The following is a 17,282-nucleotide window of genomic DNA, read 5'->3' as shown; positions in this document are numbered from 1 at the left end:
CAAGCGCCGCATCCGCGCGCTCAAGGACCGCCTGACCCGTTGGTACGTGCTGGTCGGCGGTCTCGCCGTCCTCGGCGCTATCACCCTGATTTTCTTCTTCCTGGCCTACGTGGTCGGGCCACTGTTCCAGGGTGCCAGCCTGACCAAGGACGAGGCCCTGACGCCTGCCTGGATGCAGGATGCCGGCAAGCCGTTGCTGATCTCGCTGGAAGAACAGAACCAGGTCGCCATGCGGGTTTCCGACAAGGGCCAGGCATTGTTCTTCACTGTCGACACCGGCGCTGAGCTCAAGCGGGTCGACCTGGCTCTGCCGGCCGGCGCCAGTGTGGTGTCCATCGGTGAAGACCAGCCGGGCAGCCCGCTGGTGATCCTCGGTCTGTCCAACGGTCAGTCCCTGGTGTTCCGCCACACTTATAAAGTGTCCTACCCGGACGGTAAGAAGACCATTTCGCCGGAAATCGAATACCCCTACGGCGAAGCGCCGATGGTGCTCGATGAGGCCGGTCGTCCGCTGGAGCATGTGGCCCTCAACGCCACCGACACCACGCTGGTCATTGCCGGTTCCTCTGGTTCGCACCTGAACGTGCTGTCGGTGAGCCGCGAAGAAAACATGATGACCGGCGAAGTGGTCAGCGAGCAGAAGCGCATCGACTTGCCGCAAATGACTGAGCCTGTGAAAGCGATCTTCGTCGATCCGCGCCAGCAATGGCTGTATGTGATCAACGGTCGCGCCCTGGCCGATGTGTTCAGCCTGCGCGACAACAGCCTCAACGGTCGATACAAGTTGTTGGAAGATGGCAGCGCCGAAATCACCGCCAGCACCCAGCTGGTGGGCGGTATCTCGCTGATCGTCGGCGACTCCAAGGGCGGCCTGGCACAGTGGTTCATGGCCCGCGACCCGGATGGCGAGCAACACCTCAAGCAGATCCGCACGTTCCAGATGGGCAGCACACCCGTGGTGGAAATCACCGCTGAAGAGCGTCGTAAAGGCTTTACCGCCCTGGATGCCTCCGGCAACTTCGGTGTGTTCCACAGCACCGCGCATCGCACCCTGCTGGTGGACCCGGTTGTAGAAGGCCAAGGCATCTTCGGCATGTCGCCACGGGCCAACCGTGTGATCGTCGAAGCCGGCGGCAAGCTGCAGCCGTTGGCCCTCGACAACCCACACCCGGAAGTGTCCTGGAGCGCGTTGTGGAGCAAGGTCTGGTACGAAAACTACGACGAGCCTAAATACGTCTGGCAATCGACCGCCGCCAACAGCGACTTCGAACCCAAGATGAGCCTCGCGCCACTGACCTTCGGTACGCTCAAGGCCGCGTTCTACGCCATGTTGCTGGCTGCACCACTGGCCATTGCCGCGGCGATCTACACCGCCTACTTCATGGCCCCGAGCCTGCGCCGCAAGGTCAAGCCGGTGATCGAACTGATGGAAGCGATGCCGACGGTGATCCTCGGCTTCTTCGCCGGCCTGTTCCTGGCGCCGTATGTCGAAGGGCACCTGCCGGGGATTTTCAGCCTGCTGATGTTGTTGCCGATTGGCATCCTGGTGGCTGGTTTTGCTTTCAGCCGCCTGCCTGAGTCGATCCGCCTGCGGGTTCCCGATGGCTGGGAAAGTGCGATGTTGATCCCGGTGATCCTGTTTGTGGGCTGGCTCTCGCTGTACATGAGCCCGTACCTGGAAACCTGGTTCTTCGGTGGCGACATGCGCATGTGGATCTCCCACGACCTTGGCATCACCTACGACCAGCGCAACGCCCTGGTTGTCGGCCTGGCCATGGGTTTTGCGGTGATCCCGAACATCTACTCCATCGCCGAAGACGCCGTGTTCAGCGTACCGCGCGGCCTGACCCTGGGTTCCCTGGCCCTGGGCGCCACGCCTTGGCAGACCATGACCCGCGTTGTATTGCTGACCGCCAGCCCAGGGATCTTCTCGGCGCTGATGATCGGCATGGGCCGTGCGGTGGGTGAAACCATGATCGTGCTGATGGCCACGGGTAACACCCCGGTCATGGAGATGAACCTGTTCGAAGGCCTGCGAACGCTCGCAGCCAACGTCGCGGTGGAAATGCCCGAGTCGGAAGTGGGCGGCAGTCACTACCGGGTGCTGTTCCTCTCGGCGCTGGTACTGCTGTTGTTTACCTTCGTCATGAACACCCTCGCCGAGCTGATCCGTCAGCGTCTGCGCAAGAAATACTCGTCGCTTTAAGAAAGGTAGAAGTCTGTGAAACAGAACTCCCTGAATGGATGGTTCAAGAGCGGCGCCCCCGGCGTCTGGATCAGCGGTGGCGCGGTGGCCATCGCGGTCATCATGACCATTGGTTTGCTGGCTGTGATTGCCGTGCGCGGCTTGGGTCACTTCTGGCCGGCTGACCTGATCCAGGCCAACTACGGCGTGCCGGGCCAGGCCAACCACATCGTCATCGGCGAAGTGGTACAGAAAGAACAAGTGCCGCGCGAGCGCCTGAAAAGCGCTGGCCTGCCGGTGCCGGACGAAGGTCCGGAGTTCATGACCCGCGAGCTGATCAAGGTCGGCAACCGTGACTTGAACGGCAATGACTTCACCTGGATCGTCGGCGAGTGGCTGACCAACCAGACCACGCCTGCCGAGTTGATGGTCATCGAGCGTCGTGAGTGGGGCAACTTCTACGGCACCCTGGTCAACGTCAAGCAGGATGGCAAAGTCATCGCCGAAGGCGAGGCTGCGTGGCCAGAGCTGCAGGCGCGGGTTGAGCGGGTGAACAAGCTGGCTGCCGATCTCAAGACCCTTGAGAAAGTCGACATCGGCGCGATCAACGCCGGTCTCGAGCGCATCCGCCTGCACGGTCGCAAGCTGGAGCTGGACGGCAAGCTCGACGCCGCCGCCCAGGCCGATATGGATGCCGATCGCGCCGAGCTGAATGCCCGTTACCAGGCCGTCGAAGCGCGCCTGACCGACCTGCACGCCCAGTTCAACCGCGACAGCCTCACGGCCCGCGATGCCAACGGCAAAGAGTTGGAAATCAATATTGGCCACGTGGTGCACGCCTACCAGCCGAACGCCATGGGCACCCTGACCAAGATGGGTTTCTATGTCAGTAAGGTCTGGGAATTCCTCAGCGATGACCCACGGGAAGCCAACACCGAAGGCGGGATTTTCCCGGCGATCTTCGGCACCGTGATGATGACCTTGATCATGGCGATGATCGTGACCCCGTTTGGCGTACTGGCGGCGGTCTACCTGCGTGAATACGCCAAGCAGAACACCTTGACCCGCATCATCCGTATCGCGGTGAACAACCTGGCGGGCGTCCCGGCGATTGTCTACGGCGTGTTCGGCCTGGGCTTCTTCGTCTACGTGCTGGGTGGTTCGGTGGATCGCTTGTTCTTCCCCGAAGCCCTGCCGGCACCAACCTTCGGTACGCCGGGCCTGTTGTGGGCTTCGTTGACCCTGGCGCTGCTGGCGGTGCCGGTGGTGATCGTGGCCACTGAGGAAGGCCTGGCGCGAATCCCACGCACCGTGCGTGAAGGTTCCCTGGCACTGGGTGCAACCAAGGCGGAGACCCTGTGGAAAATCGTCCTGCCCATGGCCAGCCCGGCGATGATGACCGGCATGATCCTCGCCGTGGCCCGCGCCGCGGGTGAAGTCGCACCGCTGATGCTGGTGGGTGTGGTCAAGCTGGCGCCGTCGCTGCCGCTGGACGGCAACTACCCGTACCTGCACCTGGACCAGAAGATCATGCACCTGGGCTTCCATATCTACGACGTCGGCTTCCAGAGCCCCAACGTCGAAGCGGCCCGCCCGCTGGTGTACGCCACCGCGTTCCTGCTGGTGCTGGTGATCGCCACGCTGAACCTGTCGGCGGTATGGATTCGTAACCACCTGCGCGAAAAATACAAGGCGCTGGACAGCTGATTGAATTGAACGCGGACCTAATGTGGGAGCGGGCTTGCTCGCGAATGCGGTGTCTCAGTAATAGATTGGTTGACTGACCTGACGCTTTCGCAAGCAAGCCCGCTCCCACAGGGAACCGAGTTGGAAACAGATTTGAGGTAAACCGCAAGGCCCACTATGAAGCCGCGGTTCAACGAAACGAATTGGTAGCACAGGGAGCATCCCATGCAACATGAAACCCATTCCCACGGCATCAACATGTCAGCCCTGGGTCGCGACAAGCAGAGCCTGAGCCTGGCCGAAGAAACCGTGGCCATCGAAGTTCCGGGCCTGAGCCTGTACTACGGTGAGAAGCAAGCGCTGTTCGACGTCAGCATGAACATCCCCAAGCAGCGCGTGACCGCCTTTATCGGCCCGTCGGGCTGCGGCAAGTCCACGCTGTTGCGCACCTTCAACCGCATGAACGACCTGGTGGACGGTTGCCGTGTGGAAGGCGCGATCAACCTCTACGGCAGCAACATCTACCGCAAGGGCGAAGATGTGGCCGAGCTGCGTCGCCGGGTGGGCATGGTGTTCCAGAAGCCCAACCCGTTCCCCAAGACCATCTACGAAAACGTGGTCTATGGCCTGCGCATCCAGGGCATCAACAAAAAGCGCATCCTCGACGAAGCAGTGGAGTGGGCCCTCAAGGGCGCGGCGCTGTGGGATGAGGTCAAGGACCGCCTGCACGAATCGGCCCTCGGCCTGTCCGGCGGCCAGCAGCAGCGTCTGGTGATTGCCCGGACCATCGCCGTGGAGCCGGAAGTACTGCTGCTCGACGAACCGTGCTCGGCACTCGACCCGATCTCGACGCTGAAAGTCGAAGAGCTGATCTACGAGCTCAAGTCCAAGTTCACCATTGTCATCGTGACCCACAACATGCAACAGGCGGCACGGGTTTCCGACTACACCGCGTTCATGTACATGGGCAAACTGGTGGAATTCGGCGATACCGATACCCTGTTCACCAATCCGGCGAAGAAGCAGACCGAAGACTACATCACCGGTCGTTACGGCTAGGAAGCTGTGGTTCTGATTGCACTGACGCTGCGGTTCTCCGCACCTTACCGGACGCTCCAAGGACGCCAACATGATTAGTAAAGAAGGCCTTACCCACCACATCTCCGCGCAGTTCAACGCCGAGCTTGAGGAAGTGCGCAGCCACCTCCTGGCCATGGGCGGGCTGGTGGAGAAGCAAGTCAACGACGCGGTCACCGCGCTGATCGAGGCCGACTCGGGCCTGGCCCAGCAAGTGCGCGAGATCGACGACCAGATCAACCAGATGGAGCGCAACATCGACGAGGAATGCCTGCGCATCCTCGCCCGTCGCCAGCCGGCGGCGTCCGATCTGCGTTTGATCATCAGCATTTCCAAGTCGGTGATCGACCTCGAGCGTATCGGCGACGAAGCCACCAAAATCGCCCGTCGCGCTATCCAGTTGTGCGAAGAAGGTGAAGCGCCACGCGGTTACGTCGAAGTGCGCCACATCGGCGACCAGGTGCGCAACATGGTGCGCGACGCGCTGGATGCCTTTGCGCGCTTTGACGCCGACCTGGCATTGTCCGTGGCCCAGTACGACAAGATCATCGACCGCGAGTACAAGACCGCCCTGCGTGAGCTGGCGACCTACATGATGGAAGACCCGCGCTCTATCTCGCGGGTGTTGAGCATCATCTGGGTGCTGCGTTCCCTGGAGCGGATCGGCGACCACGCGCGCAATATCTCGGAATTGGTGATTTATCTGGTGCGCGGCACCGACGTACGGCACATGGGCCTCAAGCGCATGAAAGCCGAAGTTGAAGGCACAGCCGATCAAATCCCTAATGTTCCGGCCGAATCTGACGATAAGTAAGATTGCCCGAGAAATAAACGCCCGACCTCTGGTCGGGCGTTTGCGTTTGTGGCGTATGAGTTTTGCGCTGCGGGCGGCTGTAAAGTCCCGGCGTGACTGACGAGTTTTTGGCAAAATGCCATCAGTTAAGCGTTTTGCTTGCCGGGGTTTTGAGAGGATGAAGGGTCGATGAGTAAAGTCAGTGTATTGGTGGTGGATGACGCCTCGTTTATTCGCGACCTGGTGAAGAAGTGCCTGCGTAACTACTTCCCCGGTATCAAGATTGAAGATGCGGTGAACGGCAAAAAGGCCCAGGCCATCCTGATGCGCGAAACCTTCGACATGGTGCTGTGCGACTGGGAAATGCCGGAAATGTCTGGCCTGGAACTGTTGACCTGGTGCCGTGAGCAGCCTCAGCTCAAGTCCATGCCGTTTGTCATGGTCACCAGCCGCGGCGACAAGGAAAACGTGGTCCAGGCCATCCAGGCCGGCGTCTCCGGTTATGTCAGCAAGCCGTTCACCAACGAGCAATTGCTGAACAAGGTCAAGCAGGCCCTGAACAAGATCGGCCGCCTCGACGCCTTGCTGGCCAGCGCGCCGACCAAGATGAACTCGGCCTTTGGCAACGACTCCCTCAGCGCCCTGACCGGCGGCAAGCCCGAAGCGGTCAAGCCGGCCCCGGTGGCCGCGCCGAGCAAAGGTTTGCTCAACAGCCCGGCAGTGCAGCCCACCGCCGCCCCCTCGGCCGCCAGCGGTCGCGGCCAGGGCCAACTGCGCCTGTCCAGTGGCACCCAGCAATGTGTGATCAAGGGCCTGAGCATCAAGGAGGCGCTGCTGGTGGTACGCCGGGGCGACGTCCTGCCACAAGTGCTGGAAAGCGCGGTGCTCGACCTTGAACAAGGCGAGAACGCCGAAACCGCACGCCTCAACGGCTACCTGCACGCCATCGTCGCCTACGAGCCGCGCCCTGACAGCGACTGGCTGCAACTGACCTTCCGCTTTATCGACCAGGACGCGCAGAAGCTCGACTACATCTCCCGGCTGATTGCCCGAGGCACCGCGCAGAAGCATTTTGTGCCGGGTGCCTGAAGCAAAACCTCGATCACCTGTAGGCGCTGGCTTGCCAGCGATCTCGGTCTGTCTGTCGCTGCATCAGTGACAGGCAAGCCGACGCCTACAGGGGTCGTTAGTCCACACAACATTGTCATGAACCCTTGCTAGCCTGCCGTTCAGTCATACCCGGCAGGTTTATCCGATGCTTGTGCGTTTTATGTTGTTTTGTGGCCTGTGCGCGGTCGCCTCATCGACCCTGGCCATGACCCTCTATCGTTCCACCGATGCCCGTGGCGTGGTGTTTTTCAGCGACCAGAAGACTCCTGGCGCCCAGGCGTTTGTCTTCCAGGAGCGCCGGGTGGCGCCGGTAAAGCGCCAGGCGCTTGATCCTCAGCCGCCACGTCACCTGCGGCCCGCCCAGTTCCAACGTTACTCCTTGCCCTGGCGTGGCGGTCCGTTCCGCCTGACCCAGGGCCCTGGGGGCACGTTCAGTCACTCTGACGTCAAGAGTCGCTACGCCATGGATATCGCCATGCCTGAGGGCACGCCGATCATCGCTGCGCGGGGCGGCTTGGTGGTGAAGACCGAGAACAACCAAGCCGGGCGCGGCAGTGACCCTTCGGGCAACTTCGTGCGGGTGTTGCACGATGACGGCACCCAGGGCGTGTATCTGCACCTCAAGCAAGGGTCGGTCAGCGTCAGGGACGGGCAGCGCGTGGGGGTGGGCAGCCTGCTGGGGCTGTCGGGCAATACCGGCAACAGCAGCGGGCCACACCTGCATTTTGTGGTGCAGCGCGATACGGGGGCGGGGTGGGTGTCGATTCCGTATGAGTTCACGCAGCCGGTACAGGCCTTGCCCAACTTTGCGTCGGGGTTGTAGGAGCCGGCAAGCCGGCTCCTACAGGGGCTCAGTCGAGCATCAGGACCTTGGCCAGCACGATTTTCGGGCCTTTCATCTTCTTGATGATGATCCGCAGGCCTTCCACTTCCAGCACTTCTTCCTCTTCCGGCACCCGGTTGAGGGTGTCGTAGATCAGGCCGGCGAGGGTTTCGGCTTCGATGTGGTCCAGGTCGATGCCCAGCAGGCGCTCGATCTTGAACAGCGGCGTATCACCACGCACCAGCAGCTTGCCCGGCTGGTAGGCAAGAATGCCGCGCTCGGCCTTGCGGTGTTCGTCCTGGATATCGCCCACCAGCACTTCCAACACGTCTTCCATGGTCAGGTAGCCGATGATGTTGCCGTCGGCTTCCTCTACCAGGGCAAAGTGCGCGCCGCCCTTGCGGAACTGCTCGAGCAGTTGCGACAGCGGCATGTGCCGGGATACGCGCTCCAGTGGGCGGGTCAGTTCGGCCAGGTTGAACGACTCGGGAATATGGTCCAGGGCCGCCAGTTCCAGCAGCAGGTCCTTGATGTGCAGCAGGCCGACAAACTCACCCCGCACCGGGTCGTACACCGGGTAGCGGCTGAATTTGTGGCGGCGGAACAGTGCAAGGATTTCCTTGAGCGGCGCGTTGAAGTCCAGGGTCACCAGGTCTTCCCGCGAGTTGGCCCAGTCCACCACTTCCAGCTCGCCCATTTCCACGGCCGAGGCCAGCACGCGCATGCCTTGGTCGCTCGGGTCCTGGCCACGGCTGGAGTGCAGGATCAGCTTGAGCTCTTCACGGCTGTAGTGGTGCTCGTGGTGCGGGCCGGGCTCGCCCTGGCCGGCGATGCGCAGGATCGCGTTGGCGCTGGCGTTGAGCAGGTAGATCGCCGGGTACATGGCCCAGTAGAACAGGTACAGCGGCACCGCCGTCCACAACGACAGCAACTCGGGTTTGCGAATGGCCCAGGACTTGGGCGCCAGCTCACCGACCACGATGTGCAAGTAGGAAATCACGAAGAAGGCAGCGAAGAACGACACACCCTTGATCACTTCGGCCGATTCGACGCCCATGGCGCCCAGCATCGGCTCCAGAATGTGCGCGAAGGCCGGCTCACCGACCCAGCCCAGGCCCAGGGAGGCAAGGGTGATACCCAGCTGGCAGGCCGACAGGTAGGCGTCGAGCTGGCTGTGTACGGTGCGCAGGATCTGCCCGCGCCAGCCATTGGTGTGGGCGATCGCCTCGACACGGGTGGCGCGCAGTTTGACCATGGCAAATTCCGCCGCAACGAAGAAACCGTTGAGCAGTACCAGGATCAGTGCAAAAAGAATCATGCCGAAATCGGCGAAGAGTGTCGCGAGGGTGATACCAGGGGAAGGGTCCATGATGGGGTTTTGCGGGTTCCGTGTATTCAAAAAGGGGTGATGGCTGTGCCTCAAGGGCGGGCACAAGTCAGGCAATGTAGCGGCTGAAGGGGCGCTTGCCTAGTGGCGGCTGCCGGGTGGAACCGTGAATGCCTGCTGCAGCGGGCTTATGCGGGAGCTGGCTTGCCTGCGATGCAGGCGCCTGGCGCTTACAGAAGCACTGAGGTGATGCTATCGCAGGCAAGCCCGGTCCCACAGGCGGTGGGGGGTATTTTCAGATTAATCCTTCACCGCGATTGTTTGCGCATGGGTGACCTGGGTCGGCGCGAAGTGGCAGGTAAAGGTGCTACCGTGGCCCAGCACACTGCTGATTTCCAGGCGGGCCCGATGACGCAGCAACACATGCTTGACGATCGCCAGGCCCAGCCCGGTGCCGCCGGTGTTGGAGTTACGGCTGGAGTCGACGCGGTAGAAACGCTCGGTCAGGCGTGGCAAGTGCTTGCTGTCGATACCAATCCCCGAATCCTGCACGCTTAGGTGCGCCCCTTGGTGATCGGCCCACCAGCGGATGCGGATCGTGCCTTTGTCCTGGGTGTACTTCACGGCGTTGAACACCAGGTTGGAAAAGGCGCTGCGCAACTCGCCCTCGCTGCCCTTGAGCAGCACCGACGGGTCGGCTTCCAGGGTAATGATCTGGCCGCGCTCGCCGGACAGGGCCTGGGCATCGTTCTTGATGGTCTGCAGCAGGCCCTGTACGGCCACGGGGTGGTTGTCCGAGGGGTAGTCGGTGGCTTCCAGCTTGGCCAGCAGCAGCAGGTCGTTGAGCAGGGTCTGCATGCGTGAGCCTTGTTGCTGCATTTGCTGCAAGGCACGGCTCCAGCGCGGGTTGACCTCTTCGACGTTGTCCAGCAGCGTCTCCAGGTAGCCACAGATCACGGTCAGGGGCGTACGCAATTCGTGGGAGACGTTGGCGACGAAATCCTTGCGCATCTGTTCCAACTGATGGATGCGGGTGACGTCGCGCACCAGCATCAAATGCTCGTTGTTGCCGTAGCGCGTGAGGTACAGCTGGATGCGCACCCGGTCGTTGGTGGGCGAGGGGATTTCCAGGGCTTCCTCATAGTTTTCCTGCTCGAAGTATTCCTTGAAGCGCGGATGGCGTACCAGGTTGGTCACCGGCTGGCCGCTGTCCTGGGGCGTCTTCAGGCCCAGCAGGGTCTCGGCGGCGCGGTTCCACCATTCCAGGTTGCCGTCGCTGTCGAGCATGATCACCGCGTCTTTGAGCGCGGCAGTCGACTCCTGGACACGGTCGATCACCGCCTGCAGGCGGCCACGTACCCGCTGATCGCGGCGTTGCAGGTGGTAGATGCTGTCAAACACCTCGCCCCACAGGCCGTAGCCGTCGGGTGGTGCCTCGTCGGGTTTGTGCTGGCGCAGCCATTCGTGCAGGCGCAGCAATTGCTTGAGGGTCCAGCCCAGGTAAAGACCCAGGCCAATGGCCAGGCTCCAGCCGTAGTAGCCGCTGATCAGGCCCACCAACAGGCAGCCGGTGACCAGCAAGAGCATGTGGCGGATCAGGGTGCCATGCCAGTTTTGATTCACTTGAACATGCGTCCTTGTCGGCTGTTAAGTCTGGGTGGGGTTGGCTCAGCCCTTGGTGGAAAACCGATAACCGGTACCGCGCACGGTTTGTACCAGATTCTCGTAGGCATCGCCCAAGGCTTTGCGCAGGCGGCGGATATGCACGTCCACGGTGCGTTCCTCGACATACACATTGCCGCCCCACACCTGATCGAGCAATTGCCCGCGGGTGTAGGCACGCTCCTGGTGGGTCATGAAGAACTGCAACAGGCGGTATTCGGTGGGGCCCATCTCGGCAGGTTTGCCGTCGATGGTCACGCGGTGGCTGATCGGGTCCAGCAGCAGGCCACCGACTTCAATCGGTGCCTCGCCATCGGTCGGGCCGGCGCGGCGCAGCACGGCCTTCAGGCGGGCAACCAGTTCCCGTGGGGAAAATGGCTTGGTGATGTAGTCGTCGGCGCCGACTTCCAGGCCCTGGATCTTGTTGTCCTCTTCGCCCTTGGCGGTGAGCATGATGATCGGGATATCCCCGGTCAGCTCATCGCGCTTGAGGCGCCGAGCCAATTCGATGCCGGAGGTGCCGGGCAGCATCCAGTCCAGCAGGATCAGGTCCGGCTTGCGGTCGACGATAATGGCGTGGGCCTGCTGGGAGTTCTCTGCCTCCAGGCAGTCATAGCCGGCCATTTCCAACGCAACGGCGATCATTTCGCGAATGGGCGCTTCGTCGTCAACGATCAGAATGCTCCTGCCAACCATGCTAAGTCCTCTTGTCATTTAACTGTCTTGCGCCGCATTAGATAACGGAATTATTGCAGTCGTGTGACAGTATTTTACTGGCCTGCGCAATAGGCGTGGTCCTGAACTACGCTTTGAGTCCGAATCCTGACAACCGCAAAAGGAAGGTTCCGATGAATCAACGTACTTTTTCCTGGAAAGCCCTGCTGGTCACAGCGGCGTTGACCCTGCCAACACTGGCTTTCGCGGCAGAGCCCGCCATGACTAAAGACGGGATGTTGGTGGATCACAAGGAGATGACCCTCTACACCTTCGCCAAGGATGCTGACGGCAAGTCCATGTGCAATGACAAGTGCGCGACCAACTGGCCGCCGTTGAAGGCCGAGTCCACCGATAAACCGATGGGCAAGTGGACCGTGATCACCCGTGACGACAACACCAGCCAGTGGGCCTATGGCGGCAAGCCGCTGTACACCTTCATCATGGACAAAAAAGCTGGCGACGCGACCGGCGACGGCAAAATGGACGGCGCCTGGAAGATCGCCAAACCCTAAGCCATTACTGTGGCATGCGGGCTCCTCGTGATGAGGGTGCGGCCCGCTCGCCACGTTTATCGCAGGGCGTAGTCAGCGACAATCCCGAGGAAGATCGCCAGCCCTGCCCAATGGTTGTGCAAAAACGCCTTGAAGCACTTCATCCGGTCCCGATCCCGGGTGTACCAGAACTCCCAGGCAAAACACCCTGCTGCCGCCAGCAACCCCAGGTGGAACCAACCGCCCAGCTCGAAGCGTGAGCCCGCCAGCAGCAGGCAGAGCAGCGCCAACCCCTGCAGGGTAAGGATGATCATCCGGTCGGCATCGCCAAACAGGATCGCGGTGGATTTGACGCCGATTTTCAAATCATCATCGCGGTCAGTCATCGCGTAATAGGTGTCGTAGGCCACCGTCCACAGCAGGTTGGCGATATACAGCAACCACGCAATGGCCGGCAGGCTGCCGGTCTCGGCGGTAAACGCCATGGGCATGCCCCAGGAAAACGCCGCGCCCAGCACCACTTGCGGGTAATAGGTGTAGCGCTTCATGAACGGGTAGCTGACCGCCAGCGCCAGGCCGCCCAGGGACAGCCAGATGGTCGCGGCGTTGGTCAGCAGCACCAGCACAAAGCTGATGCTCATCAATACGGCAAAAAACACCAAGGCTTCTTTCGAGCTGATCTTGCCGCTCGCCAACGGGCGTTGCGCGGTGCGCTTCACGTGGCCGTCGACCTTGCGGTCAGCCCAGTCATTGATGACGCAACCCCCGGCTCGGGTCAGCGCGACGCCGAGCACGAAGATCACGATATTGCTCAACGAAGGCGAGCCCTCGCCGGCAATCCACAGCGCCCAGAGGGTGGGCCACAGCAGCAGATAGATGCCGATGGGCTTGTCCATCCGCGTCAGTTGCACGAAGTCCCAGGCCCGTGGGTTCAGGCGGTTCAGGGATTGGAGCAGGCGCTGGTACATCAGCCATTCTCCGCAGATTGCTGCACCGCTTGCCACAGGCTCGGCAGGAACACTTCCGCCACCAACACGCTCAACGCCCCGCGATCAAAACGCGAGCGCCGCGCCCATAAGCCACTGGCCTGATCTGCCTTCGGCAGCCAGGCCCGTGGGTAATGGCAGACTTCGATGGCCTGGCGGCTGAAGGCCCGGTCACAGAACAGCAGCTCACCCAGGGAGCGGCTGCCCAACTCATCCATATGCAAGCCATCGCCCTGCAAGGCACTGCGCGCTGCAACGCTGCGGGCGAAGACCCAGGCCTGGCCGTGACCGCGCAAATACACCTCGCGCACCCAGCCAATACTGGCGACGGGTAGGTCGAGGGCGGCGCATTCGTCGTCTCGCAGGGGCTGCCAGCCTTCGTACAATGGCGTGACACTGAAGCCGTCGTTGGACAGGTGCGTCAGGCGGCGGGTCAGAGAGCCCTCATCGAACAGCCAGTCGAGGGCAGGAGGCGTGGGCAGGGGGTGCAGAAGGCTCTGGTTCAGCCATTGGCAAGCATCGGGAACGGCAATCGAATGCGGCACGGGGAGTCATTATTGGCAGTTAATGAGGCGCCGAGCTTACCATGCTCACCCGGATTTTTGCCGGGTTGCGCCAGGACATTGGGTCGAACGTGCTTGCATCTGGGCGCCCCGATCAGTACAAAACGCCTTGAGCCGCACAGCAATGCTGGATCTATCGACTGTCGGCCAGTACGCCTGGACCCTGAGGAAGTAAGTAATGAAGAAGTGGCAATGTGTAGTCTGTGGCCTGATCTACAACGAAGCGGACGGATGGCCGGATGACGGGATCGCCCCCGGCACCCTGTGGCAGGACGTCCCGGAAGACTGGCTGTGCCCGGACTGCGGCGTCGGCAAAATGGATTTCGAAATGATCGAAATCGGTTGATTCGCTGAATTTAAGAAACGTACTACAAGGAGAATGGAATGAGCGCACCTGTCGTGATCATCGGTACGGGCTTGGCCGGTTACAACCTGGCTCGGGAGTTTCGTAAACTCGACAGCGAAACTCCGTTGTTGCTGATCACCGCGGATGACGGGCGTTCCTACTCCAAACCCATGCTCTCCACCGGCTTTGGCAAAAACAAGGACGCCGATGGCCTGAGCATGGCGACCCCTGGCGCGATGGCCGAGCAACTCAAGGCCGAAGTGCGCACCCATACCCGCATCAGCGGCATCGACCCTGGCCACAAGCGCCTGTGGATCGGCGAGGAGGCGGTGGTCTACCGCGACCTGATCCTGGCCTGGGGCGCCCAGACGGTAAAGGTACCGGTCGAGGGCGATGCCGCTGATCTGATTTTCCCGATCAACGACCTGGAAGACTACGCGCGCTTTCGCCACGCCGCTGCCGGCAAGCGCCGTGTGCTGCTGTTGGGCGCGGGCCTGATCGGCTGTGAGTTTGCCAACGACTTGATCCTGGGCGGCTACACCATCGATCTGGTGGCACCGTGCGAGCAAGTCATGCCGACCCTGCTGCACCCGGCCGCGGCCGCAGCAGTGCAAGCCGGGCTGGAAGGCCTTGGGGCACGCTTCCACCTGGGGCCGGTGCTCAACCGCCTGCAACGCACGGTGGACGGCCTGGAAGCCCATCTGTCCGATGGCACGGTGATCGAGTGCGACCTGGTGGTCTCCGCCATTGGCTTGCGCCCACGGGTGGACCTGGCGGCTGCGGCCGGCCTGCAAATCAACCGTGGAATCATGGTTGACCGCCACCTCAAGACCTCCCACGCCAATATCTACGCCCTGGGCGACTGCGCCGAGGTCGATGGCCTGAACCTGCTGTACGTCATGCCCCTGATGAGCTGCGCCCGCGCCCTGGCCCAGACCCTGGCGGGCAACGCCACGGCGGTCAACTACGGGCCGATGCCCGTCACGGTGAAAACCCTGGCGTGCCCACTGGTAGTCTCGCCGCCGCCACGGGGCCTTGAGGGCGTGTGGAGCGTCGAGGGGCAGGGCGGTGACATCAAGGCCTTGTGCCGCGATGCCAGCGGGCGCCTGCTGGGTTACGCGCTGACGGGCACTGCGGTCATGGAAAAACTGGCCCTAAATAAGGAACTTCCGCCTCTGCTGGCGTAAATGCTGGTCGTTCTGTCGGAATAAGCACCTTTTTCCCCCTAGAAAGGTCGCCGCGAGACTGGCGCAGGCACCAATGGCATGCCATTCTCACTCCCGTCTGCCGCAGAGTAGAGCCTGCGGCGCCTTGGCGCTGCTCCAGCAGAGAGCAGCACGGACATAACAACAAAAAACCGTCAAAGAGGCTTCACCTATGCGTAAACCAGAACTCGCAGCCGCCATTGCAGAAAAAGCAGACCTGACCAAAGAACAGGCCAACCGCGTCCTCAACGCCGTTCTTGAAGAAATCACTGGCGCCTTGCACCGCAAGGACAGCGTCACCCTGGTTGGTTTCGGCACCTTCCTGCAGCGCCACCGCGGCGCCCGCACCGGCAAAAACCCGCAAACCGGCGAGCCGGTGAAAATCAAGGCGAGCAACACCGTAGCGTTCAAACCGGGCAAGTCGCTTAAAGACAGCGTCAACCCGTAAGCACGGCACCGTCTCGAAGGGAGGCGGGGAGGTATGAAAAATGGGCACGCTGACTGGGTTGGGTGCCCATTTTTATTTGCTCTTGAACAGCAACTGCATGCTGTACGCTGCCTTGTTTACACGTTCAAGTCCAATGTTTCTATCAGCTCGCAAGTCTTCCGGTAAATCAAAGTGCCCCATGCATTCGTTTTCCCCGATGGCTTCTCGTAGATGAGTAATTACGCGAAAAACAACATGGTCCCTTCGCCAACAGAGGGAATGCACTATCCCCGAAAGTTGTTCTGCGGTCGCTGGATGGCTGGTACCACCCATCCAGATTCGCCTTTATAAAGGCAAATTGGATTTTGTCGTAATGGGAGTTGGGTTTTTATACCCCGGATCACTGAAAAGTATCTTCCAGCTTGGAATGCCCGACGAGCGCAGGCTGCAGAATATCGGCCTGAATAATCGGCGCGACGTGTCTACTATCCTCGATAGAGGCAGGGATCTTTGTACAAAAATGGGCGAACACCTCGATCAAATGGCCGAGCGCTGGTGGTATGAGCTCAATGTAGCGTGCGATCACGAAGCCCGGTTCATCGTTTGCATTGAGGGCCGGAAAGTAAAATAAATCGCCGGGCTTAGGTGCTGTCAGATCCGTCATGAATTGGGTTAGTCGCAATAAATAAAAACATTCAGTTTTTTGCTATAAGCACTTTGAAGGAACTTGACTAGATCTTTCAATTCGCTGGAGTTTAAGTTTTTTAACTTTGTCGCTTTTTCGATTTCAGTCACTAAAGGTAGAATTTCGCCGAATAGAATACTTGTGTCGGCGTAATAATCAGAAAATTTGTGCGTCTTTGGGAAATCTTTTCTTGGTGCTGATGCGCCCATAAGAGCGCCATGGGTAGATTCACTCAAGCAAAAAACTGGAGTGTTCTCATTAATGTCTTTCTGATTTTCTGCTGCCATAAAGTCAAGAGGCATAAAAATTTCCATGTTGGACGGGACGAATATCACAGCACTTTATCAAATGAGGATCGTGATCTGTCAGGTTATCTCTAAATATCTTAAATAAATATTTAAGCTTTTCCCTGTGCCCGGCGGAATAATTGAGAATTTTAAGGGGCAGCGCTCAAGGAGTAAAAAGGTTAATGCGGGAGTTTCTTTGAATTGGCATTTGTAATTTACGAATTAAATGATAAGAATAAGTGATTCTGTCGTTTGTTTTTGAGCGTTCGTGATGTTTTTTGTATGAGTTGTTATTTTTCTGTTAGGTCTAAATTTATTATGGTCATACCTATCCTCGGGATAGCGTAAACCAAATAAGCAGTCAATTACTGTATCGACATTTTTGCCATAGTCCTCAGGGAACCCGATTTTTTCAGCAAGAGCTACGTACAGTTGATCCAAGCCTTCTATTTTAGAAAAGTCCAGTTCAATAATCTCTTTTATATTCACAAATCTCACCTGCCAAGGTTGATTTCTATGAAGGAAATCATGGGGATTGGAGTGTAATGGACTTTAAATAAAATAGTCCCGTTTTCCCCTTTGGTAAGTTTGCTCGCTTACTATCAGCTGGCCACTTTGCTCTTAAAAAGGCAAGGTGTTTTTGATGGCTGAAAGTTTCTCCACTATGGCACCTCTGCTGATTAAGTGACTCAATGCTTCATCGAGACTCGGAAATGTCAGTATTTCTTCGTTTTCATCATCTTCAATGACTTCCATTTGGGACTCGTCTATTGAGAAAAAATAGGTGTAATACAGATTGTTCTGTTTTTTTATGGCGTATTGAAATAGAAATGAGGCCCCATCTATTTCACGTCTTTCCTCGTAGCCTCGGCGTTTCCCAGCGTTGAGTGCCTCTATGAGATTGTTCATACT

General features: G+C 59.7%; 19 protein-coding genes. 10 read left to right on the top strand and 9 right to left on the bottom strand.

Annotated features, from left to right (window positions below; all coding sequences use genetic code 11):
• Positions 1-172: 172 nt before the first annotated feature.
• The 6 genes from HBR94_RS09880 to HBR94_RS09855 all read left to right on the top strand — a co-directional run bounded on the left by HBR94_RS09880 (position 173) and on the right by HBR94_RS09855 (position 7,674).
• Positions 173-2,206, top strand: coding sequence for an ABC transporter permease subunit (locus tag HBR94_RS09880; RefSeq protein ID WP_169960158.1), 2,034 nt, complete (start codon positions 173-175; stop codon positions 2,204-2,206).
• A 15-nt stretch (positions 2,207-2,221) separates the two neighbouring features.
• Entirely contained in the window at positions 2,222-3,892 is a 1,671-nt protein-coding gene (gene pstA / locus HBR94_RS09875; protein WP_170044637.1) for a phosphate ABC transporter permease PstA, read from the top strand.
• Between the two features lie 204 nt (positions 3,893-4,096).
• Positions 4,097-4,930, top strand: a complete 834-nt coding sequence (gene pstB, locus HBR94_RS09870; RefSeq protein ID WP_029289934.1) for a phosphate ABC transporter ATP-binding protein PstB — start codon at positions 4,097-4,099, stop codon at positions 4,928-4,930.
• Positions 4,931-5,000: 70 nt separating this feature from the next.
• The gene (phoU, locus tag HBR94_RS09865) at positions 5,001-5,762 is read left to right on the top strand and encodes a phosphate signaling complex protein PhoU (RefSeq protein WP_057961181.1); all 762 of its coding nucleotides are present in this window, start codon (positions 5,001-5,003) and stop codon (positions 5,760-5,762) included.
• Positions 5,763-5,930: 168 nt separating this feature from the next.
• The gene (locus HBR94_RS09860; protein WP_057961180.1) at positions 5,931-6,830 is read left to right on the top strand and encodes a response regulator; all 900 of its coding nucleotides are present in this window, start codon (positions 5,931-5,933) and stop codon (positions 6,828-6,830) included.
• A gap of 166 nt (positions 6,831-6,996) precedes the next feature.
• Positions 6,997-7,674: a M23 family metallopeptidase gene (locus tag HBR94_RS09855; RefSeq protein WP_057961179.1), complete on the top strand. Its 678-nt coding sequence runs from the start codon at positions 6,997-6,999 to the stop codon at positions 7,672-7,674.
• A 28-nt stretch (positions 7,675-7,702) separates the two neighbouring features.
• Here the strand turns inward: HBR94_RS09855 and HBR94_RS09850 are convergent, their stop codons facing one another.
• The 3 genes from HBR94_RS09850 to phoB form a co-directional block, all read right to left on the bottom strand.
• Entirely contained in the window at positions 7,703-9,043 is a 1,341-nt protein-coding gene (locus HBR94_RS09850; protein WP_057440537.1) for a hemolysin family protein, read from the bottom strand.
• Positions 9,044-9,301: 258 nt separating this feature from the next.
• A complete protein-coding gene (gene phoR / locus HBR94_RS09845; RefSeq protein ID WP_057961178.1) occupies positions 9,302-10,624 on the bottom strand; it encodes a phosphate regulon sensor histidine kinase PhoR in 1,323 nt (440 codons plus the stop codon).
• 45 nt (positions 10,625-10,669) lie between these two features.
• Positions 10,670-11,359 (bottom strand): phosphate regulon transcriptional regulator PhoB, encoded by a 690-nt coding sequence (gene phoB, locus HBR94_RS09840; protein WP_003176964.1) that lies wholly within the window; start codon positions 11,357-11,359, stop codon positions 10,670-10,672.
• A gap of 152 nt (positions 11,360-11,511) precedes the next feature.
• Between phoB and HBR94_RS09835 the strand changes: the two genes are divergently transcribed.
• The gene (locus HBR94_RS09835; RefSeq protein ID WP_057444223.1) at positions 11,512-11,892 is read left to right on the top strand and encodes a hypothetical protein; all 381 of its coding nucleotides are present in this window, start codon (positions 11,512-11,514) and stop codon (positions 11,890-11,892) included.
• A 56-nt stretch (positions 11,893-11,948) separates the two neighbouring features.
• Here HBR94_RS09835 and ubiA read toward each other — a convergent pair whose 3' ends face one another.
• Positions 11,949-12,839 (bottom strand): 4-hydroxybenzoate octaprenyltransferase, encoded by an 891-nt coding sequence (ubiA, locus tag HBR94_RS09830; RefSeq protein WP_057440536.1) that lies wholly within the window; start codon positions 12,837-12,839, stop codon positions 11,949-11,951.
• Positions 12,839-13,402, bottom strand: coding sequence for a chorismate lyase (locus HBR94_RS09825; RefSeq protein ID WP_115129297.1), 564 nt, complete (start codon positions 13,400-13,402; stop codon positions 12,839-12,841). Before HBR94_RS09825 ends, ubiA begins: the two co-directional genes overlap by 1 nt.
• A 196-nt stretch (positions 13,403-13,598) precedes the next feature.
• On the opposite strand from HBR94_RS09825, the gene HBR94_RS09820 reads away from it, so the two are divergent.
• From HBR94_RS09820 to HBR94_RS09810, 3 genes are all read left to right on the top strand, one after another.
• Positions 13,599-13,766: a rubredoxin gene (locus HBR94_RS09820; RefSeq protein WP_032856748.1), complete on the top strand. Its 168-nt coding sequence runs from the start codon at positions 13,599-13,601 to the stop codon at positions 13,764-13,766.
• Positions 13,767-13,804: 38 nt separating this feature from the next.
• Positions 13,805-14,953 (top strand): FAD-dependent oxidoreductase, encoded by a 1,149-nt coding sequence (locus tag HBR94_RS09815; protein WP_170044635.1) that lies wholly within the window; start codon positions 13,805-13,807, stop codon positions 14,951-14,953.
• A gap of 190 nt (positions 14,954-15,143) precedes the next feature.
• Complete coding sequence (locus tag HBR94_RS09810; protein ID WP_003213368.1) at positions 15,144-15,419, top strand: HU family DNA-binding protein; 276 nt, start codon at positions 15,144-15,146, stop codon at positions 15,417-15,419.
• A 379-nt stretch (positions 15,420-15,798) separates the two neighbouring features.
• Here HBR94_RS09810 and HBR94_RS28615 read toward each other — a convergent pair whose 3' ends face one another.
• From HBR94_RS28615 to HBR94_RS09790, 4 genes are all read right to left on the bottom strand, one after another.
• Complete coding sequence (locus tag HBR94_RS28615; RefSeq protein WP_262383377.1) at positions 15,799-16,062, bottom strand: hypothetical protein; 264 nt, start codon at positions 16,060-16,062, stop codon at positions 15,799-15,801.
• Positions 16,063-16,070: 8 nt separating this feature from the next.
• On the bottom strand, positions 16,071-16,385 hold the full coding sequence (locus HBR94_RS09800; RefSeq protein ID WP_120734352.1) for a hypothetical protein: 315 nt from the start codon (positions 16,383-16,385) through the stop codon (positions 16,071-16,073).
• Between the two features lie 207 nt (positions 16,386-16,592).
• A complete protein-coding gene (locus HBR94_RS09795) occupies positions 16,593-16,859 on the bottom strand; it encodes a barstar family protein (protein WP_170044633.1) in 267 nt (88 codons plus the stop codon).
• Between the two features lie 132 nt (positions 16,860-16,991).
• Entirely contained in the window at positions 16,992-17,279 is a 288-nt protein-coding gene (locus tag HBR94_RS09790) for a hypothetical protein (RefSeq protein ID WP_128593294.1), read from the bottom strand.
• Positions 17,280-17,282: the final 3 nt, after the last annotated feature.

The sequence above is a fragment of the Pseudomonas sp. WS 5412 genome (genome assembly GCF_012985615.1).
Taxonomy (GTDB): Bacteria; Pseudomonadota; Gammaproteobacteria; order Pseudomonadales; family Pseudomonadaceae; genus Aquipseudomonas; species Aquipseudomonas shahriarae.
Note: the sequence above shows the minus strand (reverse complement) of the source record. Positions and strands in the feature narration are given on the sequence as shown.